The sequence below is a fragment of the Nonomuraea sp. NPDC049709 genome, assembly GCF_040674815.1.
GTDB lineage: Bacteria > Actinomycetota > Actinomycetes > Streptosporangiales > Streptosporangiaceae > Nonomuraea.
In genome coordinates this window covers 11,617-36,317 of record NZ_JBFANM010000041.1, presented here as the reverse complement: position 1 = coordinate 36,317, position 24,701 = coordinate 11,617, and the positions used below count along the sequence as shown (strand labels likewise).

23 protein-coding genes are annotated in these 24,701 nt (G+C 72.6%); 13 read left to right on the top strand and 10 right to left on the bottom strand.

What is annotated here, in order from left to right; genetic code table 11:
• Positions 1-126: 126 nt before the first annotated feature.
• Complete coding sequence (locus AB0J69_RS35210) at positions 127-1,833, bottom strand: exo-alpha-sialidase (protein WP_364126434.1); 1,707 nt, start codon at positions 1,831-1,833, stop codon at positions 127-129.
• Between the two features lie 252 nt (positions 1,834-2,085).
• Here AB0J69_RS35210 and AB0J69_RS35205 point away from each other — a divergent pair, with 252 nt between their 5' ends.
• From AB0J69_RS35205 to AB0J69_RS35180, 6 genes are all read left to right on the top strand, one after another.
• Complete coding sequence (locus AB0J69_RS35205; RefSeq protein WP_364126431.1) at positions 2,086-2,979, top strand: hypothetical protein; 894 nt, start codon at positions 2,086-2,088, stop codon at positions 2,977-2,979.
• A 69-nt stretch (positions 2,980-3,048) separates the two neighbouring features.
• Positions 3,049-3,351, top strand: coding sequence for a polymer-forming cytoskeletal protein (locus tag AB0J69_RS35200; RefSeq protein ID WP_364126429.1), 303 nt, complete (start codon positions 3,049-3,051; stop codon positions 3,349-3,351).
• A 130-nt stretch (positions 3,352-3,481) separates the two neighbouring features.
• Positions 3,482-4,819 carry an FAD-binding oxidoreductase gene (locus AB0J69_RS35195; RefSeq protein ID WP_364126426.1) on the top strand — a complete coding sequence of 446 codons (1,338 nt, stop codon included), beginning with the start codon at positions 3,482-3,484 and terminating at the stop codon, positions 4,817-4,819.
• Positions 4,820-5,010: 191 nt separating this feature from the next.
• Positions 5,011-6,591: an MFS transporter gene (locus tag AB0J69_RS35190; RefSeq protein ID WP_364126423.1), complete on the top strand. Its 1,581-nt coding sequence runs from the start codon at positions 5,011-5,013 to the stop codon at positions 6,589-6,591.
• Positions 6,592-6,616: 25 nt separating this feature from the next.
• Complete coding sequence (locus AB0J69_RS35185) at positions 6,617-7,756, top strand: FAD-dependent monooxygenase (RefSeq protein WP_364126420.1); 1,140 nt, start codon at positions 6,617-6,619, stop codon at positions 7,754-7,756.
• A 208-nt stretch (positions 7,757-7,964) separates the two neighbouring features.
• A complete protein-coding gene (locus tag AB0J69_RS35180; protein ID WP_364126418.1) occupies positions 7,965-8,996 on the top strand; it encodes an acyl-CoA desaturase in 1,032 nt (343 codons plus the stop codon).
• Here AB0J69_RS35180 and AB0J69_RS35175 read toward each other — a convergent pair.
• Positions 8,986-9,276: a hypothetical protein gene (locus AB0J69_RS35175; protein WP_364126415.1), complete on the bottom strand. Its 291-nt coding sequence runs from the start codon at positions 9,274-9,276 to the stop codon at positions 8,986-8,988. The genes AB0J69_RS35180 and AB0J69_RS35175 overlap by 11 nt on opposite strands.
• A gap of 72 nt (positions 9,277-9,348) precedes the next feature.
• Here AB0J69_RS35175 and AB0J69_RS35170 point away from each other — a divergent pair, with 72 nt between their 5' ends.
• The 3 genes from AB0J69_RS35170 (at position 9,349) to AB0J69_RS35160 (ending at position 11,820) form a co-directional block, all read left to right on the top strand.
• Positions 9,349-9,999: a hypothetical protein gene (locus AB0J69_RS35170; RefSeq protein ID WP_364126412.1), complete on the top strand. Its 651-nt coding sequence runs from the start codon at positions 9,349-9,351 to the stop codon at positions 9,997-9,999.
• 86 nt (positions 10,000-10,085) lie between these two features.
• Positions 10,086-10,742 carry a copper resistance protein CopC gene (locus AB0J69_RS35165; protein ID WP_364126409.1) on the top strand — a complete coding sequence of 219 codons (657 nt, stop codon included), beginning with the start codon at positions 10,086-10,088 and terminating at the stop codon, positions 10,740-10,742.
• On the top strand, positions 10,732-11,820 hold the full coding sequence (locus tag AB0J69_RS35160; RefSeq protein WP_364126407.1) for a hypothetical protein: 1,089 nt from the start codon (positions 10,732-10,734) through the stop codon (positions 11,818-11,820). Before AB0J69_RS35165 ends, AB0J69_RS35160 begins: the two co-directional genes overlap by 11 nt.
• A gap of 7 nt (positions 11,821-11,827) precedes the next feature.
• On the opposite strand, the gene AB0J69_RS35155 is transcribed toward AB0J69_RS35160, so the two are convergent.
• Both AB0J69_RS35155 and AB0J69_RS35150 read right to left on the bottom strand, forming a co-directional pair.
• The gene (locus AB0J69_RS35155) at positions 11,828-12,814 is read right to left on the bottom strand and encodes an aldo/keto reductase (protein WP_364126404.1); all 987 of its coding nucleotides are present in this window, start codon (positions 12,812-12,814) and stop codon (positions 11,828-11,830) included.
• An 11-nt stretch (positions 12,815-12,825) separates the two neighbouring features.
• Complete coding sequence (locus AB0J69_RS35150) at positions 12,826-13,419, bottom strand: NAD(P)H-dependent oxidoreductase (protein WP_364126402.1); 594 nt, start codon at positions 13,417-13,419, stop codon at positions 12,826-12,828.
• A 101-nt stretch (positions 13,420-13,520) separates the two neighbouring features.
• Here AB0J69_RS35150 and AB0J69_RS35145 point away from each other — a divergent pair, with 101 nt between their 5' ends.
• The gene (locus AB0J69_RS35145; RefSeq protein ID WP_364126399.1) at positions 13,521-14,378 is read left to right on the top strand and encodes a helix-turn-helix domain-containing protein; all 858 of its coding nucleotides are present in this window, start codon (positions 13,521-13,523) and stop codon (positions 14,376-14,378) included.
• A gap of 18 nt (positions 14,379-14,396) precedes the next feature.
• On the opposite strand, the gene AB0J69_RS35140 is transcribed toward AB0J69_RS35145, so the two are convergent.
• The 4 genes from AB0J69_RS35140 to AB0J69_RS35125 form a co-directional block, all read right to left on the bottom strand.
• The gene (locus AB0J69_RS35140; RefSeq protein WP_364126396.1) at positions 14,397-16,295 is read right to left on the bottom strand and encodes a hypothetical protein; all 1,899 of its coding nucleotides are present in this window, start codon (positions 16,293-16,295) and stop codon (positions 14,397-14,399) included.
• A gap of 61 nt (positions 16,296-16,356) precedes the next feature.
• Positions 16,357-16,974 (bottom strand): pentapeptide repeat-containing protein, encoded by a 618-nt coding sequence (locus tag AB0J69_RS35135; RefSeq protein WP_364126393.1) that lies wholly within the window; start codon positions 16,972-16,974, stop codon positions 16,357-16,359.
• Between the two features lie 29 nt (positions 16,975-17,003).
• Positions 17,004-18,164: a cation:proton antiporter gene (locus AB0J69_RS35130; protein WP_364126391.1), complete on the bottom strand. Its 1,161-nt coding sequence runs from the start codon at positions 18,162-18,164 to the stop codon at positions 17,004-17,006.
• Between the two features lie 8 nt (positions 18,165-18,172).
• The gene (locus AB0J69_RS35125) at positions 18,173-18,655 is read right to left on the bottom strand and encodes a cation:proton antiporter regulatory subunit (RefSeq protein WP_364126389.1); all 483 of its coding nucleotides are present in this window, start codon (positions 18,653-18,655) and stop codon (positions 18,173-18,175) included.
• A 185-nt stretch (positions 18,656-18,840) separates the two neighbouring features.
• Here AB0J69_RS35125 and AB0J69_RS35120 point away from each other — a divergent pair, with 185 nt between their 5' ends.
• From AB0J69_RS35120 to AB0J69_RS35110, 3 genes are all read left to right on the top strand, one after another.
• Positions 18,841-19,485 carry a response regulator transcription factor gene (locus AB0J69_RS35120; protein ID WP_364126387.1) on the top strand — a complete coding sequence of 215 codons (645 nt, stop codon included), beginning with the start codon at positions 18,841-18,843 and terminating at the stop codon, positions 19,483-19,485.
• Positions 19,486-19,579: 94 nt separating this feature from the next.
• Positions 19,580-19,999, top strand: a complete 420-nt coding sequence (locus tag AB0J69_RS35115; protein ID WP_364126385.1) for an ATP-binding protein — start codon at positions 19,580-19,582, stop codon at positions 19,997-19,999.
• A gap of 71 nt (positions 20,000-20,070) precedes the next feature.
• Entirely contained in the window at positions 20,071-21,102 is a 1,032-nt protein-coding gene (locus tag AB0J69_RS35110; protein ID WP_364126384.1) for a PAS domain-containing sensor histidine kinase, read from the top strand.
• Between the two features lie 135 nt (positions 21,103-21,237).
• Here the strand turns inward: AB0J69_RS35110 and AB0J69_RS35105 are convergent, their stop codons facing one another.
• Together AB0J69_RS35105 and AB0J69_RS35100 are read right to left on the bottom strand one after the other, a co-directional pair.
• Positions 21,238-22,422 (bottom strand): acetate kinase, encoded by a 1,185-nt coding sequence (locus AB0J69_RS35105; RefSeq protein ID WP_364126382.1) that lies wholly within the window; start codon positions 22,420-22,422, stop codon positions 21,238-21,240.
• Positions 22,398-24,701, bottom strand: a complete 2,304-nt coding sequence (locus tag AB0J69_RS35100) for a phosphoketolase family protein (RefSeq protein WP_364126380.1) — start codon at positions 24,699-24,701, stop codon at positions 22,398-22,400. Before AB0J69_RS35100 ends, AB0J69_RS35105 begins: the two co-directional genes overlap by 25 nt.

The following is a 24,701-nucleotide window of genomic DNA, read 5'->3' as shown; positions in this document are numbered from 1 at the left end:
CGCCGGAACGGAAAGTCGTCGCGCGGGGGTGCCGTCGGTGCGGGCCCCCGCGGACGTTCATCGAATCCCGGGCCGGACCAAATCCGATAACTGACAGAAAACTTTATTGTCCGGCCGCCAGGGTATTCACGAATAGAGCTCGACCTCGTTGAGCATGCCGCAAGTCCGGCCTATTTCCGGGTCGCAGTCCCTTGCGGGATCCACGACGATCTTCACGTGCCTGGCGGTGCGGCCGATCTCGTCGTAGCGCAGGGCGTGGTCGACCCTGTTCTTGATCGTGACGACCGGGTCGCCCCAGGAGCGCCCGTCCGCGGAGACGTACACGCGGGCCCCGGCCGGGTGGCCCGGGCGCAGGCTGAGGCCGATGCGGCTGATGACGCGCCGCCGGTCGAAGTGCAGCACGTAGCGACCCGGGCCCCGGCTCACGGCGCTCGACCAGTAGCCGGTGCTGCCGTCCAGGGCCCCGCCGGGGCGCGTCCTGGGCCGCTGCCGGCTCGACCACCGCATGGTGGTGGAGATCCGCAGGTCGCCGCGCCGCCGCAGCTCGGCGAGGTCGAGCCTGGTGCCCGCGGTGGCGACGGTGAACAGCAGCCGCTTGACCGCGTACCAGCCGCCGTGCTCGAACCTCCCGTGCGCCGGGCACGCCGTCTCGTCGAGCAGCCCGTCCGGCCGCACGCCGGGCAGCTTGCAGTTGTCGAACACCTGGATGATCCGGTGCGGCCCGACCGCGGCCAGGCCGGTGTAGCCGGACGAGCCGTGCGTGTCCCACACCCCGTCGCGGTTGTGGTACGTCACCCGCGGCTCCAGCCATTCCTCCCCGAGCCCGTCGGGGGAGACGGCCAGCCAGTTGTCCGGGCGCCCCGAGCTCAGCACGAGGACGCCGCCCGGGGTCAGCAGCAGCCGCGGCGCCACCCCGCGCACCACGCAGTCCTGGCCGGCGAAGCGCAGCTCGCGCACCGGCGACCAGGTGCGCCCGGCGTCGGTCGAGCGGCTCTGGTGCAGCGTCGAGTACGGCTCGCCGTCGCGGCGCAGCACCGCCAGCAGGCTGCCGTCCAGCGTCTCCTCCACGGCGGTCTCGTTGTAGGCCAACCCTGGCGGCGGCGCGGCGATCACCCCGCGCCGCTCGAAGGTGCGGCCGCCGTCGGCGCTGGCGTAAATCTCGGACTGGTAGGCCCCCGTGCCGGTGTACCGGGCGTACGCGGTGATCAGGATCGTGCCGTCGGCGAGCTGGATCGGGGCGCCGTGCGCGGCGCCGCCGGGCAGCAGGTCGCCCGGTGTGGTCAGGGTCGCCTCCGAGCGCAGCCAGCTCTCGCCGTCCTCCAGCGCCGACGAGGTGAGCACGCCCAGCTTGGCGGTGTGCGGCCCGGTTCTGGTCAGGTAGTACTCCGTGGCGAAGAAGCGGCCGTCGAGCAGCTCGACCGGGGACTCGCGCAGCGGCGTCGCGCCCGCCGGGCCGAAGGTGAGCCCGCCGTCCTCGGAGACCGCCGCGGAGTTGGTGAGGGTGACGACCTTGTCGACGTTCGTGGTGAAGGTGCTGATCACCTTCTGCTCCGGGGCGCCGCGGGGGCCCGTCACGTCGAGGGCCGACACGTTCGGGAACCCGGCGAAGTCGAGGCGCTCGGAGTCCGTCGGCTCGCGCGCGGCAGGCGGCGGATTGGGATGAATCCAGTCTAGTGAGGAAGCAGTATCGATCAGGTAAGGCCCGCTCCGCGCGGACTGCTGGGAGTGCTCCGGTAGCACGCAGTAATTGGCTCCGGCCTGCACCGGACCGGGGTGCGCGGGCAGTCCGGCGGCCATCGACAAGGCCGCGACCACGGCTCTGGTCACCGGCACGGGTTCGCTCCTCGGCTGTTGTTCGGGATTCAGCGCACCGTACGGACTCTAGATCATCGACGCTCCGTAACGCGGCATTCACCTGCGGGAAGTCGCGGGTTCACGTCGCGGGGCGCGGTGGCCGGGCGCGAATCATGCTGGTTCCGTTAAGTGGCAGTTGACAGGAATCCCCGGTCTTACGACGATCGGGACGGCACTATTAAGTGTCAATTTACGTAGGTCGAGAAGACCGCGGGTCGGGAGGTGGCCCATATGAGCATCGAGCCGAGGGCGAGAGTGGCCCCAGAACGCGTGCTGCCGGGCCCGGTGCCGATGGCGCCGGAGACCGCCGCGCAGCAGCGGGTCGTCCAGCGGATCTGCGCCAGGGTCGTGCCCGGCATGGAGGTCGGCGTCGCCGAGCTGCCCCCCGGCGGCCTGCAGGTGTGGATCGACACCCCGGCGCCGCCGGCCGAGCATGAGTCGTGGGTCCTCTACCACCGCATGGCCCGCGAGGTGGCGCTGGTGGGCTGGCACTGCGAGGCGGACGCCGACCGTCTGCTGGTGCTCGGCTGGAGCGCCGCGTGCCTGCACAACCGCGTACGCCTGCTCCAGAGCGGGCTGCGCAGGCTCACCGACTTCGGGCCGACGGCGCAGCGGGCCGTGCAGCTCGACGGCCGCGACCCGGACGGCCGGCCCGCCGCGGAGCTCGTGGCGGACGTGTGCGCCTCGATCGAGCGGCGGCTGCGCTGGCCCGAGCGGCTGGCCGAGCTCCACGGGTTCGAGCGCGGCTCGGGCCTGCCGCATCTGCAACTGCTCCTCGCCCAGGTCACCGGCCTGGAGGCGAAGGTCGCGGGCGCCTGCGAAGAGCACCTCGTCATGGCACGGGTGCTGGCGCGGGCCGTCTGCGAGCACTACGCCCTGCACGCGGACCTCATCCGCGCGCAGCGTGAGGTGCTGGCGGAATCGCGCCGATGGGTGCACGCCAGCTCCATGATCCGCGGCTCGGCCACCGCACGGCCGAGCTCCACCGGCGGCGGCCGTCCCCACATGGGGCTGGCCGAGCGCCGCATCGCCGCGAGCGTCATCAACCACGGCGTGCCGCGGGCGACCCCCGCGGCCGTCACTCCCCGGGTCGGACACGCCGACCTCGAGGAGGGCGCGCGCTGACCTCGAGCCGCTCAACGGCGAGCGGTCGCCCGGAAAACCCCATCCGAATCCGGTAGGAGAGCTCCCGTCATGCGAACCCCCCCGCACCTGCCCGCCCGCACCAGGCACGAGCGCGCCGATCACGTCCGGCGCCACCCGTACGGCCCGCACGACGTACCGGCCCAGGCCGCGCCGCGCGGCACGCTCGACTTCCCCGACGCCGCCCAGCCCGCCCCCGCCGACCTTCACGCCGACGTCCACGGTGATGTCCACGCTGATGTCCACGGAGACGTCCACGGAGACGTCTTCGTCGAGCAGCGGCTGCTCGGCATCAGGGAGATGTCCAACCAGGCCATCGGCTCCATCGACGACCTGCTCCAGCACACCCCCTGACGTGTGCCCCCCAACGGCGCCCGGCCCCGGGAGCCGGAAAAGCGAATCTCACCCCTTGAGGAGAGCCATGCAGGACCTATCGCGACCGGAGCTGAGGTCGCGTGACGTCGGGGGCCACCAGCCGCGATCCGTGGCGGGCGTCGAAACGCCGCGCACCCTCGACGAGGTACGCGCACTCGTCCGGCAGTCCATGACCGACAAGCGCCGCCTCTACCCGATCAGCACCGGCAGGAACTGGGGCATGGGCTCGGCCATGCCGGTCACCGACGACAACCTGGTCGTCGACCTCGGCGGCATGAACCGGGTGCGCAGCCTCGACCTGGAGGCCGGCTTCGCGGTCATCGAGCCGGGAGTCACCCAGCGGCAGCTCGCCGCCGTGCTGCGCGACACCCCGTGGATGCTCAACGTCACCGCCTCGTGCGCCGACACCTCCGTGGTCGGCAACGCGCTCGACCGCGGCGACGGCTGCATCCGCTCCCGCGTCCACGACGTGGCCGGGATCGAGGCCGTGCTGGCCGACGGCAGCGTGGTCACCACCGGCGGGCTCGACCCGGCGGGCCGCTACCACGGCCGGGTGGCCGGACCCGACCTGACGCAGGCGTTCGTCCAGCACAACCTGGGCATCGTCACCGCCATGGCCGTGTCGCTGGTGCCGCGCCCGCAGACCATCGGGCTCGTGCACGGCCGGATCCCGCGCGACCAGGTCGGCGTGGCGGTCGGCGCGGTCTCCGGCTTCCTGCGCCGCGGGAACCCGGCCGACGGGCTGATGCGGGTGCGCGAGCTGTCGCTGGTTCCCAGCCACGGCGACTGGGCCCTGCCCGCCGGCGTCGACCCGAGCCTGTTCACCATCATGGGGCCGCTCATGGGCAGCGACGCCACCGTGGAGCTGGCCGAGGAGCTGCTGCGCAAGGCGCTCATCGAGGTCGAGGGCGCCGAGGCGCTGCGCGTGCTGGACACGGCCGAGGTGGGCCCGGACGACCCGCTCTACGCCAGGGCGCTCATGTCGCAGGGCATCCCCACCTGCCTGGGCGTGCACAACGCGCTCGGCGTGACCTCGTGCGACCAGATCGACGAGGGCCCTATGGGCTTCCTGGCCCTGCTGCCGCTGCTGCCGATGCACGCCCGCCGGACCGAGCACCTCCTGGCCGCGCTCCAGACCGCCGTGGACGCGCACACCACCGCCCTCATGGTCGAGTGGAACCTCGTCAGCAGGCACATGGCCAACGGCGTCATCCAGATCTTCTTCGAGCGCGGCGCGCCCGACGCGGCCTACCGCGCGCACCAGCTCCGCAACGACGGCAACTGCCTGCTGCGCGGGCACGGCTGCGCCATCTACCGCTCCGACATCGACCACGCCGCCGCCGACGTCTGGTCCGAGACCAGCACCGCCGGCCTGGGCATGCTGCACCGGCTCAAGACCGCGCTCGACCCGGACGGGCTGCTCTCGCCCGGCCGGTACGGCGCCTGAACCACGCTGAACCACCGGGCTTGAACCACCGGGCCTGAACCACACGGGCCTGAACCACCGGGCCTGAACCACACGGGCCTGAACCACCGGGCCAGAACCACCGGGCCAGAACCGACGTCCGGCTCCGCCGTCAGCACAGCCGGAGTGTGCTTCCGGCGGAGACCGACCGACGCTTCCATAGGAGGAACCACGTGCGTTCGTCACCAGCCGCTGTCCGGGGGACGGGCACGACCGGCGCGGACCGGCGTCACGGAGTGATGCTGCGCCTGGTCGGTGCGGGTGTCATGTTGACGGTGATGGCCGACACCACGGCCACCACCCTGGCAGTGGGAGTGCTGCGGTACACGCCCGCCGGCGCCGGCATGCCGCTGGGCGACCTGGTCTGGCTGACCAGCGCGGCCTTCATCCCCATCGCGGCGCTGCTGGCCACCGCGGGCCGCTGGGCCGACCTGTTCGGCCGCCGCCGGGTGCTGGCGGTCGGGCTCGTGGTGTTCATGGTGGGCGGGATCGCCACCGTGACCGTGGAGTCCTGGTCATTCGTGCTGGCCGCGCGGGCCGTCCAGGGCGCGGGCGCCGCGGCGATGATCCCGGCCAGCCTCGGGCTGCTGCTCGGGGAACTGCCGGAATCCCAGCGGCGCGGCGCGATCGCACTGTGGAGCTCCGCCTCCGGCCTCGGCTGCCTGCTCATGCAGGCAGGCGGCGGCTGGCTGGCCGCCACCGTCGGCTGGCGGGCGCTGTTCGTGCCCGACGTGGTCATGGGCGTCCTGCTGCTGATCGCCTGCGCCGCGCTCCCCTCGGGCCGGCGCGGCAACGCCAAGGGCGTGCCGGACGTGCTCGGCGCCTGGCTGCTGGCGGCCGGCATCGCCGTGATCGTGCTGGCCATCTCCAAGGCCATGGCCTGGGGGATGGACGTGGTGTGGCTGGCGCTGGCGGCGCTGGCCCTGCTGGGCGGCGCGCTCGCGCAGGCCAGGCACCACCGCCTGCCCGCGATCGACCTGGCCCTGTGGCGGCGCCCCCGGTTCGTCTGGGGCTGGCTGGCCACCTGGGGGTTCGGCGCGCTGTCCTACGGCCTGCTGACCGTGCAGCCGCTGTACCTGCTCCACCTCGGCTACCCCATGCTCGAAGTGGCCATGTGGCTGACCCCCACGTCGGTGGCCGTCGTCGTCACGAGCTTCCTGGCCGGCAAGATCGTCAAGCGGGTCGGCGCGTACGGCCTGATCTACGCCGGCTCCCTGCTCTGCGGCGGCGCGTGCGTGCTCGTGCTCATGCAGGCCGGACCCACCGTATGGGGCCTGATCGCGAGCGTCGTGGTCGGTGTCGGGGTCGGCGCGCTCGCGCCCGGCACCTCCGTCGCCACCACCCTGGCCGCCCGCCCCCACCAGTACGCCTCCGCCGTCGGCGCGGCCACCATGGCGCGCATGGTCGGCGGTGCCGTCGGCGTCGCCGTCGTGTCGGTCGTGATCGACCACCCGTTCATGACCGGGCCCTTCGCGGGCCTGGCCGGAGCGCTCGCGATGTGCGTGGCCATCTCGGTGCTCATCGGAGCGCTGGCCCTGACCAAGATCACGCGGCTGCGGCCGGACCCGGGCGACGTCATGGTCAAGGTCCCGCGCCGGCTGCTGCTCGAGCTGCGCATGACCCTCGCCACCGTGGCGGCCGAGGCCGACGCGCTGCTGCCAGTCGAGACCCGCACACCCCCCACGGACCACATCCCGCGGCCGCGGGCGGCCGAACCCGGCCCGCTCGCCGGGACCCGCGGGCACACGAACTAGTTCAACCTCTAGAAGGGCTCTCGTCATGGCAACCACATCGTGCGACGTAGCCATCGTCGGCGCCGGGCTCGGCGGCTGCTTCCTGGCCTTGCTGCTCGGCCGCCGCGGCCAGCACGTCGTCGTCATCGAGCAGGGACCCTCGGTCCCGAGCGCGGGCGCCGACTTCCTCAAGCCTCCCGGGCTGCGGGTGCTGGCCAGGCACGGACTGGCTGACCTCGTCGGACGCCGTGGCCTCAGGCGCGACATCATCCGCTATTACCACGATGGCGACCCCATCCAGGAATGCCACTACCCGGAGGGCGGCTTCCTCATCCGTCCCTACCGGGAGCTGGTCGAGCTGATCTACACCTCCTGCGCGATGGAGGGGGTCGACTTCTGGTTCGACGCCAGCATCGACGACATCGCGATGGGCGACGGCCGCGTGGAGGAGCTGACACTGGCCGACGGGCGGCGGCTGCGGGCCGGCGTCGTGATCGGCGCCGACGGCACCAAGTCCGCGGTGCGGCAGGCGCTCGGCATCGAGCAGCGCACGATGCCGTACGAGCGGCTGCTCATGCGGGTGGCCACCGTGCCGCTCAGCGCCAGCGTCGCCCAGCTCAACCGGCTGTACTTCAGCTCCGAGGGCTGGCTGGCCTACCTGTACCCGATCAACAGGGACGAGGCCAGGGTGTTCGTCGGCCTGCCCCCGGAGGACGACAAGGAGATCTTCCAGGACGGCATCCCGGCACTGCTGGACGAGCTGAAGAAGTTCGTCACCGAGAGCTCCGACGCCTTCAACGCCCTGCAACCCGCCACCTGGCAGCGGATCAAGGTCTCCTCGCTGCGGGTGGACGCCTACCACAAGGGCAACGCCGCCCTCCTCGGCTCGGCCGCCTTCGCCTGCCACCCGATGACCGGCATGGGCATGAGCTACACGCTGCACGACGCCGAGATCCTGGCCGACGTCATCTGCGCCGCCGCGGGCGACGCAGAGCTGCTCGACCGTCTCCTGTACGCTCGCTACGAGCCCCGCAGGCACGCCCACCGGCAGCTCATCGACTACGGTGACGCCCTGGCCGCGACCTTCCGCGACCGGGCGGCCTACCTCTCTGCCTTCCGCCCCGACCTGCACATCCACGGCCGGACCGCCGCCCCCGAGGTGATGCCGGCCCTGCAGCTCGCCTAGCCGGCGCCCCCGCCGCCCGCCATTCCCCACCAGGTGAGGTCGTCCAGTGCCACGCTGAGTGCGATGGCGGCCCGATCCCCCGGCGGCGGGGGCGTCCCTTGGTAGGGCGGGCACTACCAAGAGGACGGGTGACAGCGGGGGTCCGCGCGACCCCCATCTCCCGCGATGCTGATGAATGATCACAAACTCATCGGCATCGGAGACGAATGTGACTGTCGCAGAGACCGCCCCCCAAACCCGGCGAGGGAGCGACTTCGCGAAGCTGTCGCGGCGCATCGCCGAGGAAGGGCTGCTCGACAAGCGGCCCGGCTACTACGCGGTCCGGATCGGGCTGGTGGCCGCCCTGTTCGCGGGGACCTGGGCGGTGTTCGCCGCGGTCGGCGACTCCTGGTGGCAGATCCCGATCGCCGTGCTGATGGCGGTGGCGTTCGCGCAGGTCACACTGCTGGCCCACGACCTGGCGCACGGCCAGATCTCCCGGTCGCGGCGCACCAGCAGGATCGCCGGGCTGATCGCGGGCAACCTGGCCGTCGGGCTCAGCTACGGCTGGTGGATGGACAAGCACACCCGCCACCACGCCAATCCCAACCACGAGGACCACGACCCCGACGTCTCTCCCGACGTCCTCCTCTGGTCGGAGAAGCAGGCCGAGGCCGCGCGGGGGCTGCCCCGGTTCATCGGCCGCCGGCAGGCGTACCTGTTCTTCCCCCTGCTCACGCTCGAAGGCCTGAACCTGAAGGTGTCGAGCTTCCGCGCGCTGCGCAAGGAGTCGCTCAAGAGCCGGCGGACCGAGGGGCTGCTGCTGGTGGCGCACGTGCTGGCGTACCTGGGGGCGGTGTTCCTGGTGCTGCCGCTGCCCAAGGCGCTGCTCTTCCTGGTCGTGCACCAGGCGTGCTATGGCGTCTACCTCGGCTGCACCTTCGCGCCCAACCACAAGGGCATGCCGGTGCTCACCGCCGAGGACGAGCTGGACTTCCTCCGCCGCCAGGTCCTGACCTCCCGGAACGTACGGGGCGGGCGCCTGGTCAACACCGCTCTCGGCGGCCTGAACTTCCAGATCGAGCACCACCTGTTCCCCAGCATGCCCACCGCGAACCTGCGGCGGGCGCAGCCCATCGTGCGCGACTACTGCGCCTCGCTCGGGATCGACTACGTCGAATGCGGCCTGCTGGAGTCATGGGGACAGGCGCTGCGGCACCTGCACGAGGTGGGGCGGCCGCTGCGCGAGGTCAGGAAGTGACGATCAGCTCCAGGCCGTTGAACTCCTCCCTGACCTGATGGCCCGCGTCGACCAGTACCGTACGCAGCGCGAGCTGGACCGCGGCGCGGATGGTCCCGTACTTGACGAGTTGGTCGGCGGAGGTGCCCCACGTGACGACCACTCCGCGCGTGGGGTCGTGCCAGACTCCGAGCCCGCCGTCGGCGGACATCAGCGACGGCTCGACGGTGAAACCCGCGTCCGTTAGCTCCCGGCGGACCAGCCTCTCCAGGTCCTCGCCGGCGCTGGTGGCGACGTCCATCGGAGTCCACTGCCCACACGCGAGCGTTCCGAACCTCCGGGATCCCGCGAACCGTGTGGAAGGATGTCGAATGTGCCCTTCACGTCGCCCACCGCGCGTCCCGCGGCGCTCACCGTAGCGCCGTCCGGGCCGCCCGCCGGGTCGCCCGCCACGGCGGGTGGGTCGGTGGCGGCGTCCGCGGTGCTGCGACTGTCGCGGGCCGTCGTGTTCGCGACGGTCTGCGGCGCGGTGTCGGCGGGCGGGCACGCGCTGGCCGGCGGGGCGACCGTCCCGTTCGGCGTCTACCTGGCCGGGGTGCTGGCCGCCCTCGGCCTGGCCTACGCGATCGACGGCCGCGAGCGCGGCCCCGCGGCCGTGCCGGCGGCCACCGTGAGCACCCAGATGGTGCTGCACCAGCTCTTCGACCGGCTCGCCCCCGCCATCGGCCCCGACCACGCGCACGCCCACCCGTCCTCGGGCATGGTGCTGGTCCACCTCACGGTGGCGGCCCTGACGGCGTGGTGGCTGCACCGCGGCGAGCGCGCGCTGTGGCTCATGATCCGCCTGTACGGCGCACCGCGCCCGGTCATCCGGCTGCTCGTCACCGCCCCGGCCAGGGCGGACGCCGGGCCGGAACCGCCGAGGCGGCTGCCGGTGCGGCCCGGCGCGGCCGCGTGCGCGGGCAGGACCGTCCCCGGAACGATCAGCAGGCGAGGGCCGCCCGCCGCGGCGGCGCGTCACTGACGCAGCCTGTCCCTTTCGCCCTTGCCTGTGTCCGGACGCCGGCGCCACGGGCCCGGTCGTCCGGAAGATCATTCTGGAGACCCATCATGGCATTCACGCCGCGGCACTTCCGCAGGGTGGCACTCGCCTGCGCCCTTTTCCTGGCTTCTTTCGTGACTTTTCTAGCCTCACCCGCCTTCGCCCACGACGCGCTCAAACGCAGCTCTCCCGCGAAGAACGCCCAGGTGTCCTCGGTCGAGGAGATCGAGCTCGAATACACCGCGAGCGTCAAGTTCCCGTTCGTCGCGCTGCACGACGCGGCCGGCAAGGAGGTCGCCCTGGGCAAGCCGCGGCTCGACGGGCCCAAGGTCCTCGCCGACCTCCCGCAGCCGCTCGCGCCCGGCACGTATGTGCTCGCGTGGCGTGTCGTTTCGTCCGATGGGCATCCCATTGAGGGCGAAATCCCTTTCAGCGTGAAAGGATCATCTTCGTCATCGGCTTCGCCTTCGGCCACCGATGAGGGGTCCGCGGCGGGCGCACCGTCCGCCGCGGCGAGTCCCGCCACGGGTTCAGCGACGGATCCAGCGGCGGGTCCAGCGGCGGCGGCCGGCCCCTCGGAAGCGGCCGGCGAGGGGCCCGCGGCATCGGGCGGCGTCCCTGGCTGGATCTGGGGCGGGCTGGCGGTGCTAGTCGTGCTGGGTGCGTTCGTCCTGTTCAGGACCTCGCGCAGCGGCCCTGATCGGGAGGAAGTGGATGCGGGTTGAGCAGGCCAGACAGGTCGCGCGGCAGTGGGTGCTCGAGGAGGGCGCCGGGCTGCCCGGCTTCGGCGGGGCGTTCCTGACCGGGTCGGCGTTGTGGGCCGACGCGGGTGCCGAGCTGGCCCCCACCTCGGACGTGGACGTCATGGTGGTCTCGGACCCGGCCGCTCGCATCGGTCATATAGGGAAATTTCGCTACAAAGAGGTGTTGCTGGAGGTCTCCTCCATCACCGGGCTCGGCTCCACCCACGAGGTGCTCAGCGACTACCACCTGGCCGGCAGCTTCCACCTGCCGTGCGTGCTGGCCGACCCGTCGGGGCGGCTGACGGAGCTCCAGCGCGTGGTGGCCCGCGACTTCGCCGAGCGGCCCTGGATCCTGGCGCGGTGCACCAACGCCATGGACCGGGTCCGGGGCTGGATCAACGGCATGGACGAGTCCGCGCCGCTGGTGGACCAGGTCAACTCGTGGTTGTTCGGCACCGGGGCGACCGCGCACGTCCTGCTGGTGGCCGGGCTGCGTAACCCCACGATCCGCCGCCGGTACGCGGCCGTCCGCGAGCTGCTCGCCGAGTACGGGCGGCTGGAGTTCCACGAGAGTCTGCTCGAGCTGCTCGGCTGCGCCGATCTCGACGCCGCGCGGGTGCGGTGGCACCTGGCGGCGCTGGAGAGGGCGTTCGACGCCGCCGCCTCGGTGCGGGCGCCCTCGTACCGGTTCGATTCCGACATCAGCGCCGTGGCGCGGCCGGCCGCCATCGACGGGACCCGCGAGCTCATCGAGCGGGGGCTGCACCGGGAGGCCGTCTTCTGGGTGGTGGCCACGTACGCGCGGTGCGTGGCCAAGCGGGCCGCGGCCGGCGACCACGTGGCCGACCACCTGGCCGACCATGCGGCCGACCACCTGGCTGACCATGTGGACGACCACGTGGACGACCACGTGGACGACTACGCGGCCGACTACACGGACGGTCTCCGCGAGCTGCTGGCGGACCTGGGGGCGGAGACGTTCGCCGACCGGCGGCGCCGCGGGGACCGGGTCCTGGCGGCGCTGCCGGGCCTGTGGCAGACGGCCATGGGGCTGTGCTGATCGGGGGTCAGCGGCCGTCGAGGCGGGGCAGGGCGTCGCCGTAGATGTCCGGGCTGCGGTCCACCTGGCCGATGAAGTCGCCGGGGAAGCCCAGCTCGAACTCCACCGCCGACTCCAGCCGCCGCATCGCCTCCTCGGGCAGCCTCACGTCCGAGGCCCCCAGGTTGTCCTTGAGCTGCTCGGCGCTGCTCGTCCCGAGGATCGGGTGCACGCCGCGCCGCAGTGCCCAGGCGATCGCGACCTGCGAGGGGGTGGCGCCCAGCTCGCCGGCCACCTTGATCACGGCCCGCTCCGCGGCCCGCTCACGCTCGCCGAGCGAATCGGGTGACACGCGCGAGGCGGCCGCGTCCGGCGCGGCGTACCGGCCGGACAGCACGCCGCGGGCCAGCACCCCCCACGCCGCCACGCTCATCCCGTACGCCTGGGCCATCGGCAGCAGCTCCCGCTCGATGTCCCGCTGCAGCAGGCTGTACGGCACCTGCAGTCCCGCGAACGGCGTCCACCCGCGCCACTCGGCCAGCGTGTTGGCCCGGCTGACCACCCACGCCGGCGCGTCGGAGATGCCCACGTAGAGCACCTTCCCCGAGCGCACCACGTCGTCCAGCGCCCGCATCGTCTCCTCGACCGGCGTGTTGCGGTCCCAGACGTGCACCCAGAACAGGTCGACGTAGTCGGTGCGCAGCCGCCGCAGGCTCTGCTCCAGCGACAGGACGAGGTTCTTGCGGTGGTTGCCGGCCGCGTTCAGGTCGGTGCGGTCGCGGGTGCCGGTGTATTTCGTGGCCAGGACGAACCGGTCGCGGCGGCCCTGGAGGACCTCGCCGACGACGCTCTCGCTCTCGCCGTACATGGAGGCGGTGTCCACGACATTGCCCCCGGCCTCGGCGTACAGGTCGAAGATGCGCCGCACCTCCGGCGACGCCTCGCCGTAGGTCATCGCGCCGAGGAACAGCTCGGAGACCCTCAGCCCGGTACGGCCCAGCAGACGGTAACGCATCACGACACCTCTCAAGCCTGGTAGGGAGTGGCGAGCCGGGCCTCCCGCAGGGCCCTGCCCCACCAGCCGAGCTGGTCCAGCAGCGCCTTGGCCGCCCCCTCCGGCCCTTCATGATCCACCAGGCGGCCGTCGGCGTCGAACCGGGTCCAGTGCTGGTCGAAGCTGATCCAGTTGCGGATCGTCACCGCGTGCATCTCGGCGAACACCTGCCGCAGGTGCTCCGCCGCGCGCAGCCCGCCGCCGAAGCCGCCGTACGAGATGAGCGCGACCGGCTTGGCCTGCCACTGCGTGGAGTGCCAGTCGATGGCGTGCTTGAGCGAGGCGGGGAAGCTGTGGTTGTACTCGGGGGTCACGACCGCGAACGCGTCCGCCTCCGCCAGCCGCCCGGCCAGGCGCCGCAGGTCCGCGGGCCGCCCGTGCACGTCGGCCAGCTCCTCCGCCGTGGCCGGCAGCACCGCGGGCAACGGCGTGTCCGCCAGGTCCACGACGTCCGGGTCGAACAGCCCGTGCGTGGCCGCCTGCTCCGCGAACCACCGGGTGACCGTGGGGCCGAAGCGGCCCTCGCGGACGCTGCCCGTGATGACCGCCAATCTCATGTTCGTCATGGGCACCAACCTGCCCCGCCGCCGGGCGCGGAGGAAGGCCGCGCTCAGACTGGCCCCGGAGGGCCACGATAAGCCGGGGGCGCCGGTTCTAGACTCGGCACGTGAGCGACAACGAGCTGGGCGCCTTCCTGCGGGCCCGCCGCGAGGCGATCAAGCCCGCCGACGTCGGCCTGCCCGACGGCACCCGGCGGCGCACGCCCGGGCTGCGCAGGTCCGAGCTGGCCACGGTGGCCGGGGTGAGCGTCGAATACCTGACCAGGCTGGAGCAGGGCCGCGACCGCAACCCGTCCGTCCAGGTGCTCGTGACGCTCGCCGACGCCCTGCGCATGACCCCGGAAGAGCGCATCCACCTGCGCCACCTGGCCAAGGTGAGCAGCGGCGGCATCGCCCTGTGCCCGGCCGCCGGGCAGGCGCCCGACCGCACCGTGCGCCCCACCGTGCGGGCGCTGCTCGACCGGCTGGAGCCCGCGCCCGCCGTGCTGCTCAACCGGCTGGGGGAGGTGCTCGACCGCACCACGGGGTTCGACCGGCTCTTCGGCCCCGTCGGCCTGCTGGAGGGCGAGGCGCCCAACCTGATCAGGTACACGTTCGCGGACGTGCGGGCCAGGATCGCCTACCCCGAGTGGGACCGGGTGGCCGACGAGCAGGCCGCCGCGCTGAAGTACGAGGCCGGCACCGACGACCCGTACGCGGCGGAGCTGATCGCCGACCTGTCGTTCGCGGCGGGCGAGGCCTTCACCGGGCGCCTGGCCGGGCCGTCCCAGCCGGCGCGGACGGCTCCCGTGCAGCGCATGGCGCACCCGGAGGCCGGCGAGCTCCGGCTTGCCAGGGAGCCGCTCGACCTGACCGGCGGCGAGCAGCGGATCGTCGTCTACCTGCCCGCCGACCCTGCCACCGCGGCCGCGCTCGACCGCCTGACCGGCCGCCGCCCCGGCGCGCTGCGGGCGGTGAACGCCTGACCGTCCGCCCGAGGCGGCTCAGGCGCGGCGCAGGGAGCGGGTCAGGCCGGCGGCGATCGTCGTGGCCAGCACCCAGCCCGCCACGATCAGCCCGTACGCCAGCCACTGCGTCCCGCCGCCCGGGTTGAACGCCTTCTCCTGCCCGAAGTCGATGATCGGCAGCAGCAGGTCCAAGGTGTAGACCAGCGAGCTGAACTCCGGCGCCTCCCCGCGCTTCAGCGGCGGCGGCTCGGCCAGCGCGAACACGACCGTGCCCAGGACCAGCAGCGCCGCCAGCCAGCCGGCCGCGCGCAGCGGGCGGAAGCCGTAGCCGACGGTGACGTCCTGGAGGTGCCCCCAGAGCGCGGCGTACCAGGGGAGGGTGGCGCGGCGCTGCCGCTGGCCGGCCAGCAGCGTGTCGCGGGCGTCGGCGTCGCTGCCCAGCCGCCGGTACATCGCGGCGAGCTGCTCGTAGGCGTGCGGCAGGTAGCCGTCGGGGTCGCGGCGCAGCCAGTCCAGCCGCTCGGCGGCCGGCAGCATGGGCTCCAGCACCTCGTACGACAGCCCGTCCATGCGCAGCGCGTCCGGCCACACGCCGGGGGTGTCGCGCAGCAACCCGATGCGCGCGTGCCGCAGCTCGACCGTGCCCCGGATCGGCTCGGCGGTGCGCAGGGCCAGCTCCCGCGCCTCCATCCGCCCGCATTTGAGCGCCGCGCCGCCGGGCGCCTCCAGCGTGGCGTCGTGGAGGCACAGGCGGCTGCCGATCCGGGCGCTGGTCAGCCGGATGCGGCCCTGGGCGGAGAAGCCGTCGCAGAGGTTGAGCACCTTGCCGACCGTGATGCCGTTGGCCGACAGCGCCGCGCCGCCGGGGTTGACCAGCCGGGCGCCCTCGAAGTGGGCGGGGCCGGTGACGGACGCGTTCAGCAGGCTGATCTCGCCCTCGGCCGACAGCCCCTCGCGGGCCAGCAGCGCGCCGTTGACCACGATGTTGTCGCCGGCCAGCACCAGGCCGCCCGGGTTTCGCAGGCGCGCGCCGTCGAGGCTGAGCGTGCGGCCGATGGCGGCGCCCTCCAGCCAGATGATGCCCTCGGTCTCGACCAGCGACATGAACAGGCCGCTCTCGGCGTTCAGGCCGCCGCCGCGCACCGCGAGGCCGCCGGGGTTGCGCAGGCGCGAGCCGCGCAGCGTGAGCGGCCCGGCCACGCGGGCGAACCGCAGGCTGACCTCGCCCTCGGCCTCCACGTCCCGCGCGAACAGCCCCACCTGGACGACCATGTTGCCGCCCCCGAACGCCACCCCTCCCGGGGCCCGCAGGCGGGCGCCGTCGATGTTGACGGCCGCGCCCACCCGGGCCGCGGTCAGGATGATCTCGCCGTCACAGGTGAACCCGTCCTGGGCGCGCAGGTTGCTGCCGACGTCGAGGTGCTCGCCGTTGATGGCGGTGCCGCCCGGGTTGTCCAGGCGGGCGCGGTTCAGCGTGAGGTTGCCGTTGATCCGGGCGCTGGGCAGGCGCAGCTCGCCGGTGACGTGGCAGCCCGTCAGCCGCAGGTTGCCCTCGACCTGGATGTTCGAGGCGATCAGGCCCGGCAGCCGGGAGCCGGCGAAGCTGAGGAAGCGGGTGCGGGCCTGGTATAAGTCGGGCCGCTCGTCGAAGGCGCAGCCCTCGAACGTGATCGGGAAGTCGATCTCGCCGAACGCCAGGTGGAGCAGGCCGGTGATCCGCGCCCCGGCCAGGCGCAGGCCCGGCTTGTCCCCAGGGTCGGCGTATTCGCCGAGCAGCAGCTCCGCCAGCACCTCCGCGCGGATGGTGCGGCCGGGATCCCAGGCGGCGGCGTAGGCGGGGGAGTCGTGGACGGGGTCGCCCGAGCGCAGGTCGATTTCCTGGCCCCGGCGGAGCGCCGCGGACACGGCCTGCTCGGCCGGCGTGAGTTCTCGCACACGGACATCCTGGCGTGGGACGGGCCGGTCTCGCACCCGGGCACTTTCCGCGTGTGACGGGCTATTCGCGTACGTCGAACCCGAGCGCCGCCGCCACGACCGTGGCCTGGAACGGGTCGATCACCGCGTCCTTCAGCGAGACCTCGTGCGGGTCGAACGTGCTCAGATCGCTGCCCCGCAGGTCGCACTTCGTGAGGTCGGCCCCGCGCAGCCACGCCCCCGACAGGTCGGCGCGGCGCACCTCCGCCCCCTCCAGCCGGGCCCCGGTCAGGTCGGCCTCGCGCAGCCGGGTGCCGTGGAAGGCGCTGCCGCGCAGGTCGGCGCCGGGCAGCCCGACATAGGACCAGTCGCCGCCCTCCACTTTCAGCAGCCCGTAGGTGCAGCCGTCGAACATGCTGCCCGTCAGCTTGCAGCCCCTGAACGTGGCGTCGAAGAACGAGCAGCGCGAGAACGTGCAGTTGAGGAAGCGGGCGTCCTCGTGCACCGACACGTTGAACCGCACGTTCCTGAACTGGCACTCCTCGAACGAGGAGCCGTGATCGACCAGCTCGGTCATGTCCACGTCCTGGAACAGCACCCGCTGGTAGCTCTCGCCGGAGAGCTCGAGGCTGTCCCAGTCGGCGGACCTGATCGTCTTCTCCGTCGGGGGCGGCGGGACACCGTGCTTGCGCTCTGCCATGCGAACAAACTAGCGGACGCGGCTCCCGGCTAGGCCCGTTTGGCGATGGCGGTGATGAGCGGCTGCACCAGCTTGGCCGCCAGGGGGCCGAAGGCGGCCAGGATGAGCACGTACGCCGCCGCCAGGGCGCCCAGGTCGGGATGCACGCCCGCGCCCACCGCCAGCCCGGCGATGACGATGTTGAACTCGCCGCGCGGGATGAGCGCGATGCCCGCCCGCGCCTGGCCGGCCTTGGCGATGCCGGCCCGCCGGGCCGCGTACGCGCCGGTCAGGAGCTTGGTGACCATGCTGACCAGGGCCAGCAGGGTGGCCAGCCCGGCCACCGGCAGGATCTTGCCGGGGTCGGTCTGGAAGCCGAAGAAGACGAAGAACACCGCCGCGAACAGGTCCCGCAGCGGCGCCAGCAGCGCCTGCGCGTCCTCGGCCAGCTCGCCCGACAGCGCGATGCCGACCAGGAACGCGCCGACCGCCGCCGACACGTTCAGCTGCTGGGCCAGCCCCGCCACCAGCAGGGCCAGCCCGACGACCTTCAGCAGCAGCACCTCGGAGTTCGGGCTGGACACGAACGCCTCGATGAAGCGCCCGAACCGCAGCGCCACGACCAGCACCACGGTCACGGTCAGCAGCGCGATGCCCACCGCGATGGCCCCGCTCAGCAGGCTCAGCCCCGCCAGCATGGTGGTCAGGACCGGCAGGTAGATCGCCATCGTCAGGTCCTCGAACACCAGCAGCGACAGCACCGTCGGCGTCTCCCGGTTGCCGATCCACCCCAGGTCGGACAGCACCTTGGCGGTGATCCCCGAGGAGGTGGCGTAGGTGACGCCGGCCATGGCCACGGCCGCCACCGGGCCCCAGCCCAGCAGTAACGCGCAGATGGCGCCGGGCGCGGCGTTGAGCACCAGGTCCACGACGCCCGCGCGGGCGTTGCCCTTCAGGCTCGTGACCAGCTCGTCGGCGTTGTACTCCAGGCCGAGCGTGAGCAGCAGCAGGATGACGCCCAGCTCGGCGCCGGTCGAGATGAACTCCGTGCTCGTGGCCAGCGGCAGCACGCCACCGGTCCCGAACGCCAGGCCGGCGATCAGGTAGAGCGGGATGGGGGAGATGCCGACCCGCAACGCCAGCGCGCCCAGCAGTCCCAGGCCAAGGAGAACAGCACCGAACTCGAGAAAAAGGACAGCGGTATGGTGCACCCGCGGCCCTACCCGCTCACCAGGATGCCGGCCACCTCTGCCGTGCTGTCCTCGCTGCCCACGACGACCACGACGTCCTCGGCGCCGAAGACGAACTCGGGCCCGGGGCTGGCGAACACCTGCCCGGCGCGCACGACGGCGACGATGGAGGCGCTCGTACGGGTCCGCACGCGGGCGTCCCCCATGGGGCGGCCGGCGTACGGGGAGCCGGCCGGGATGGGGATCTGCACGCTGACCAGGCCCTCGACCTGCTGGTGCAGCTGGTTGAGCCGCTGGACGATGCGGGGGGCGCCCAGCAGTTCGGCCAGGGCGTCGGCCTCCTCGTCGTTGAGCTTGACCGTCTGGCAGACCGCGTCGGGGTCGTCCTTGTCGTAGATCACCAGGTCCCGGCGTCCGGTGCGGTGGGAGATGACGCCCACCCGCTGTCCCTTGCGGGTGGTGAAATCGTGTCGCAGACCGATTCCCGGCAGTGCTGTTTGTTCGACCTCCACCTATCCCCACCCGTCCAGATCAGCACATTTCCGGACAACCTTACCAATGGTGCACCCGGTGGCGGCCGCGGTCTCCTGCGGGCGGTCGCCGCGCGTGCGAGACTGCTCATAGCCGCGAGCCCGCACGCACGACCGACGGCCCGCGACGCCGACACGAGCTGCAACACCACAAGGGACAACGCACGATGCCGACCGCCCCCTCGATCCGGCTGGTTCTCGTGGAAGATCACGCCATGGTCGCGGAGGCCATCGGCCTGGCGCTCGGCCGCGCTCCCGACATCGACGTGGTGGCCCAGGCCGGCACCATCGCCGGCGCCCTGGCCGACACCGGCAGGTGCCAGCCCGACGTCGTCGTGCTCGACCGCCGCCTGCCCGACGGCGACGGCATCGCGGCCATCGGCCGGCTGGCCGCCGTCGCGCCCAGGACCCGGGTGCTGGTGCTGACCGGCGAGGCGACGGCGTCCGTGGCGGCCAGGGTCGTGGCCGCCGGCGGCGCCGGGCTGGTGGTGAAGTCCTCGCGCCTGGGCGAGCTGGAGTCGGCGGTGCGGGAGGTGGCGGCCGGCGGGGTGGTGTTCGCGCCGGGGCTGCTGCCGGGCGTGCTCGACCGGCTGACCGGCCGGGCGGGCCACGTGGGCTCGGCGCTGACCGCCCGCGAGCGCGAGACGCTGCTGCTCCTGGCCGAGGGCGCCAGCACGTACGAGATCAGTGACCGCCTCGGCGTGGCCCACAACACGGCGCGCAACCACGTGCAGCACGTGCTGGAGAAACTGGGCGCCCGCTCCAAGCTGGAGGCGGTGGCCTTCGCCCGCCGGGACGGCCTCCTGGATTGACGCAAACGCACCAGGTCACTTCCCACATCTGTATCAGCCCGCCTGGCGCGATTGCGTCTCGTGACCGGCCGCCGCACTCCGTGAGAGTAGAGGCGTGGTAAGTAAGGAGGTCGAGCCGTACCAGGTGGACACTCGTTTGCCCCAGGAGATGGGCAGCATCACGGAGGCCCGGCGCCTGGCCCGCATGGCCCTGCGCGAATGTGGCTACCTGGGGCGCCACGAGGATGTCCTGTTAGTGGTGTCGGAGCTGGTGACGAACGCGCTCGTGCACGGGGACGGCCCGCCCGAGCTGCGCCTGCGGGCGGACGCGTCGTGGGTGCGGGTCGAGGTCGGCGACACCGGCGCAGAGCTGCCCGAGGCGCGCGACCCGGGGCCGGCGAGCGGCTGGGGGCTGCACGTCGTACGCCTGCTGTCCACCGGCTGGGGCGTCTCGCCAGGTGAGGGCGGCAAAGTGGTGTGGTGCGAGCTGGCTGCCCGTCTCGCTCCCCTTCAGGCGGGTCCGGCCGAGGCCTGAATTCGGTTTGGCTCTCTGTGCTGGTCATGAAAGGCTGCGGTATGCCCGAGCATGGCCAGTCCCAGGAGGATATGAGGCTGCTCGTCCAGAGCATCCTTGACTACGCCATCTTCATGCTCGACCCGCGCGGGGTGATCGTCAGCTGGAACGTGGGTGCGCAGCGCATCAAGGGCTACTCCGCCGAGGAGATCATCGGCACCCACTTCTCCGTCTTCTACCCGCCCGAGGACGTCGCGGCGGGCAGGCCCGCCAAAGGCCTGGCGGAGGCCGCCGCCGACGGCCGGTGGGAGGAGGAGGGGTGGCGGGTGCGCAAGGACGGCACCCGGTTCTGGGCCAGCGTGGTCATCACCGCCCTGTACGACGACGAGGGCGGCCTGCGCGGATTCGGCAAGGTCACCCGCGACCTGACCGAGCGGCGCAGCATGTCCAGGGCGCTGGACGAGCGCGGCCTGCTGCTGGCCCGCCTGGTCCGGGCCCAGGAGCGGGAGCGCCGCCGCATCGCCTCAGGCGTGCACGACGACACCATCCAGTCCATGGTCGCCGTGGGGATGCGGCTGCGGACGTGGGCGGAGAAGCTGCCGGAGGAGCACGCCGCCGAGGTGCGCACGCTCGACGAGACCGTGGAGGCCGCCGTGCACCGCCTGCGCGACCTCGCCTTCAGCCTGCGCCCGCCCGCCGAGGGCCTGGTGGCGAGCCTGGCCGCCTACCTGGACCAGATGAAGGCCGGCACGGGCGTGGCCCACGAGCTGCGGGCCGACCTGGACGGCGAGCCGCCGGCCGAGACCGTGGTCACCGTCTACCGCATCTGCCAGGAGGCCCTGACGAACGTGCGCAAGCACGCCGGCGCGAGCCGGGTCACGGTGGAGCTGTCCTCGCTGGACCTGGGCGTGCACGTCACCGTCCAGGACGACGGCGCCGGCCTGGAGCCGTCCCCGTCCCCGGAGGCGGAGGCGAGGCACTTCGGGCTGATCGAGATGCGCGAGCGCGCGGAGGCGGCGGGCGGCTGGTGGCACATCCGCGGCACGCCGGGCGGGGGCACGACGGTGGAGTTCTGGGTGCCGGCCGTCCCGCTCGCCCGCCGCGACGACGGCGAGGACACCTGAGCCGCTCCCCGCCCTCGCCGGCGGGCGAAGGTCGCGGTCAGGGGCGGTCGCGGTCAGGGGCGGTCGCGGTCAGGGATGGTCGCGGTCGGGGATGGTCGCGGTCGGGGATGGTCGCGGTCGGGGCGCTGCCGCCTGTTACGAGCCGTCGCCGGTCAGCGCGTACGCCTGCCGGGCGATCTCCCATTCCTCGTCCGTCGGGATGACCAGCGCCGCCACCTCCGACCCTGGCGGCGACACCGCCCGCTCCAGCGACGAGGCCGCCTCGTTGAGCGCCGGGTCCACGGCGATGCCCAGGCGCTCCAGCCCGGCCAGGGACTCGGCCCGGGTGGCGGCGTCGTGCTCGCCCACCCCGCCGGTGAACACGATCGCGTCCACCCGGCCGAGCAGCGCGTAGTAGGCGCCGACGTATTTGCGGATGCGCCGCGTGTAGACGTCGAGGGCCAGCCGGGCGCCGGCGTCGCCACTGGCGCGCACCTCCCGCATGTCGCCGGTCCCCGTGAGCGCGAGCAGCCCGCCCTGGTAGCTGAGCAGGTGTTCCACCCGCTGGGCGTCGAGCCCTTCCACCCGGGCGAGGTAGCCGCCGATCGCGGGGTCCACGTCGCCCGAGCGGGTGCCCATGACCAGCCCCTCCAGCGGGGTCAGGCCCATGGAGGTGTCGACGCTGCGGCCGCCGGAGATCGCGGTCGCGCTGGCGCCGTTGCCCAGGTGCAGCACGATCAGGTTGAGCTCGGCCAGGTCGCGGCCGAGCACGGCGGCGGCGCGGCGGGAGACGTAGGCGCACGAGGTGCCGTGGAAGCCGAAGCGCCGCACGCCGAGCCGCTCGCGCCAGTCGCGGGGCACCGCGTACGTGTACGCCTCCGGCGGCAGCGTGCGGTGGAACGCCGTGTCGAACACCGCCACCTGCGGCACCTCGGGGAACGCCTTGCGCGCGAGCCGGATGCCGGCCAGGTTGACGGGATTGTGCAGCGGCGCGAGCGGGGCCAGCTCCTCGATGGCGGCGATCACGTCGTCGTCGACCAGCACGGGCTCGGTGAACCGGGCACCGCCGTGCACGACGCGGTGCCCGACCGCGACGGGGTCGAGCTCCGGCCCCGCCGTCCCGAACGCCTCCATGACCGCGGCCAGCCCCTCGTCGTGCCCCGCGAAGCGGGCCTGCCTCTCGTAGGGCGGCCCGTCGCCCACACGGTGCGACAGGCGCCCCCGCTCCTCGCCGATGCGCTCCACCAGCCCGCGGGCGGGCCGTTCACCGGTCCGCATGTCGACGAGCTCGTACTTGATGGACGAGGAGCCGGTGTTCAGGACGAGAATGCGGCCGGCCATGTCCACGATCTTATCTCCGCGGGGTCCTCCCCATGATCCCGCGTGTACGCCCGCGCCCGCAGCCGCTCGTCGGTCATGTGCTGGCGCAGGTGGGCCTGCGTGGCGCCGAGGCCGGGCACCCGGTCGATCACGTCGAGCACCAGGTGGTAGCGGTCGATGTCGTTCAGCATGCACATGTCGAACGGCGTCGTCGTGGTGCCCTCCTCCTTGTAGCCGCGCACGTGGATGTTGTCGTGGCCGTTCCGGCGGTAGGTGAGCTGGTGGATGAGCGACGGGTAGCCGTGGAAGTTGAAGATGACCGGCTTGTCGGTGGTGAACAGGGTGTCGAACTCGGCGTCCTCCATGCCGTGGGGGTGCTCCGAGGGCGGTTGCAGGCGCATGAGGTCCACGACGTTGACGACGCGTACCTTCAGCTCGGGCAGGTGCTCGCGCAGCAGCGCGGCGGCGGCCAGCGTCTCCAGCGTGGGCACGTCACCGGCGCAGGCGAGCACCACGTCCGGCTCGCTGCCCTGGTCGGTGGAGGCCCACGGCAGGATGCCGAGCCCGCGCGTGCAGTGGGCGACGGCCTCGTCCATGGTGAACAGGTCGAGCACCGGCTGCTTGCCGGCCACGATCACGTTGACGTAGTCGCGCGAGCGCAGGCAGTGGTCGCCGACCGAGAGCAGGGTGTTGGCGTCCGGCGGCAGGTAGACCCGCACCACCGACGCCTTCTTGTTCACCACCACGTCGAGGAAGCCCGGGTCCTGGTGGCTGAAGCCGTTGTGGTCCTGCCGCCACACGTGCGAGGACAGCAGGTACGTCAGCGACGCCACCGGCCGCCGCCACGGGATCTTCTGCGACGACTCCAGCCACTTGGCGTGCTGGTTGAACATGGCGTCGATGATGTGGATGAACGCCTCGTAGCAGTTGAACAGCCCGTGCCGCCCGGTCAGCAGGTAACCCTCCAGCCAGCCCTGGCACAGATGCTCGCTCAGCACCTCCATGACGCGCCCGCCGGCCCCCAGGTTCTCGTCCGTCGGCAGCAGCTCGGCGTCCCAGGCCCGGTCGGTGACCTCGAACACCTCGGACAGCCGGTTGGACGCCGTCTCGTCCGGGCCCATCAGCCGGAACGTGCTCGGATTGGCGGCGATCACGTCGCGCAGGAACCCGCCGAGCACCCGGGTGGGCTCGCTCGACTGCTCCGCCGGGGCCTTGACCTCGACCGCGAGCCGCCGGAAGTCCGGCAGCCGCAGCGGCTCCAGCAGCTCGCCGCCGTTGGTGTGGGGGTTGGCGCTCATCCTGCGCGTGCCGCGCGGCACCGTGTCGAGGATCCCGGCGACCGGCCGGCCGTCCGAGCCGAACAGCTCCTCAGGCCGGTACGAGCGCATCCACTCCTCGAGCATGCCCAGGTGGGTGGGGTTCTCGCGGACTTTGGACAGCGGCACCTGGTGCGCGCGCCACGTGCCCTCGACCGGCAGGCCGTCCACCTCGCGGGGCCCGGTCCAGCCCTTGGGCGTGCGCAGGATGATCATCGGCAGGCGGGCCGCGTCGCCCGCCTTGTAGGCGGCCATCTCCTCGAACGCCAGGTCCAGCGTGCCGGCCATCTCCTCGTGGTCGGCGCCGACGAGGTGGGGGCGGTAGCCGTAGCCCTCCATGAGCTTGATCAGCTCCGGCTCCGGGATGCGGGCCAGGACGGTCGGATTGGCGATCTTGTAGCCGTTGAGGTGCAGGATGGGCAGGACCGTACCGTCGCGGCGGCGGTCCAGGAACTTGTTGGAGTGCCAGCTCGCCGCCAGCGGGCCCGTCTCGGCCTCACCATCGCCGATGATGCAGGCCACGACCAGGTCGGGGTTGTCGAAGGCCGCCCCGTACGCGTGCGCGAGCGCGTACCCCAGCTCGCCGCCCTCGTGGATCGACCCGGGCGTCTCCGGCGCGACGTGGCTCGGGATGCCGCCGGGGAAGGAGAACTGGCGGAACAGCCGCCGCATGCCCTCCACGTCCTGCGACACGTCCGGATACCGCTCGGAGTACGACCCCTCCAGCCACGCGTGCGCCACCGCCGCCGGGCCGCCGTGGCCGGGGCCGGCAATGTAGATCATGTCCTGGTCCCGCTCGCGGATCACCCGGTTGAGGTGCGCGAAGCAGAAGTTGAGGCCGGGCGTCGTGCCCCAGTGGCCGAGCAGGCGCGGCTTGATGTGCTCCGGCCGCAGCGGCTCGGTCAGCAGCGGATTGTCCAGCAGGTAGATCTGCCCGACGGACAGGTAGTTGGCCGCCCGCCAGTACGCGTCTATATGGTCCAT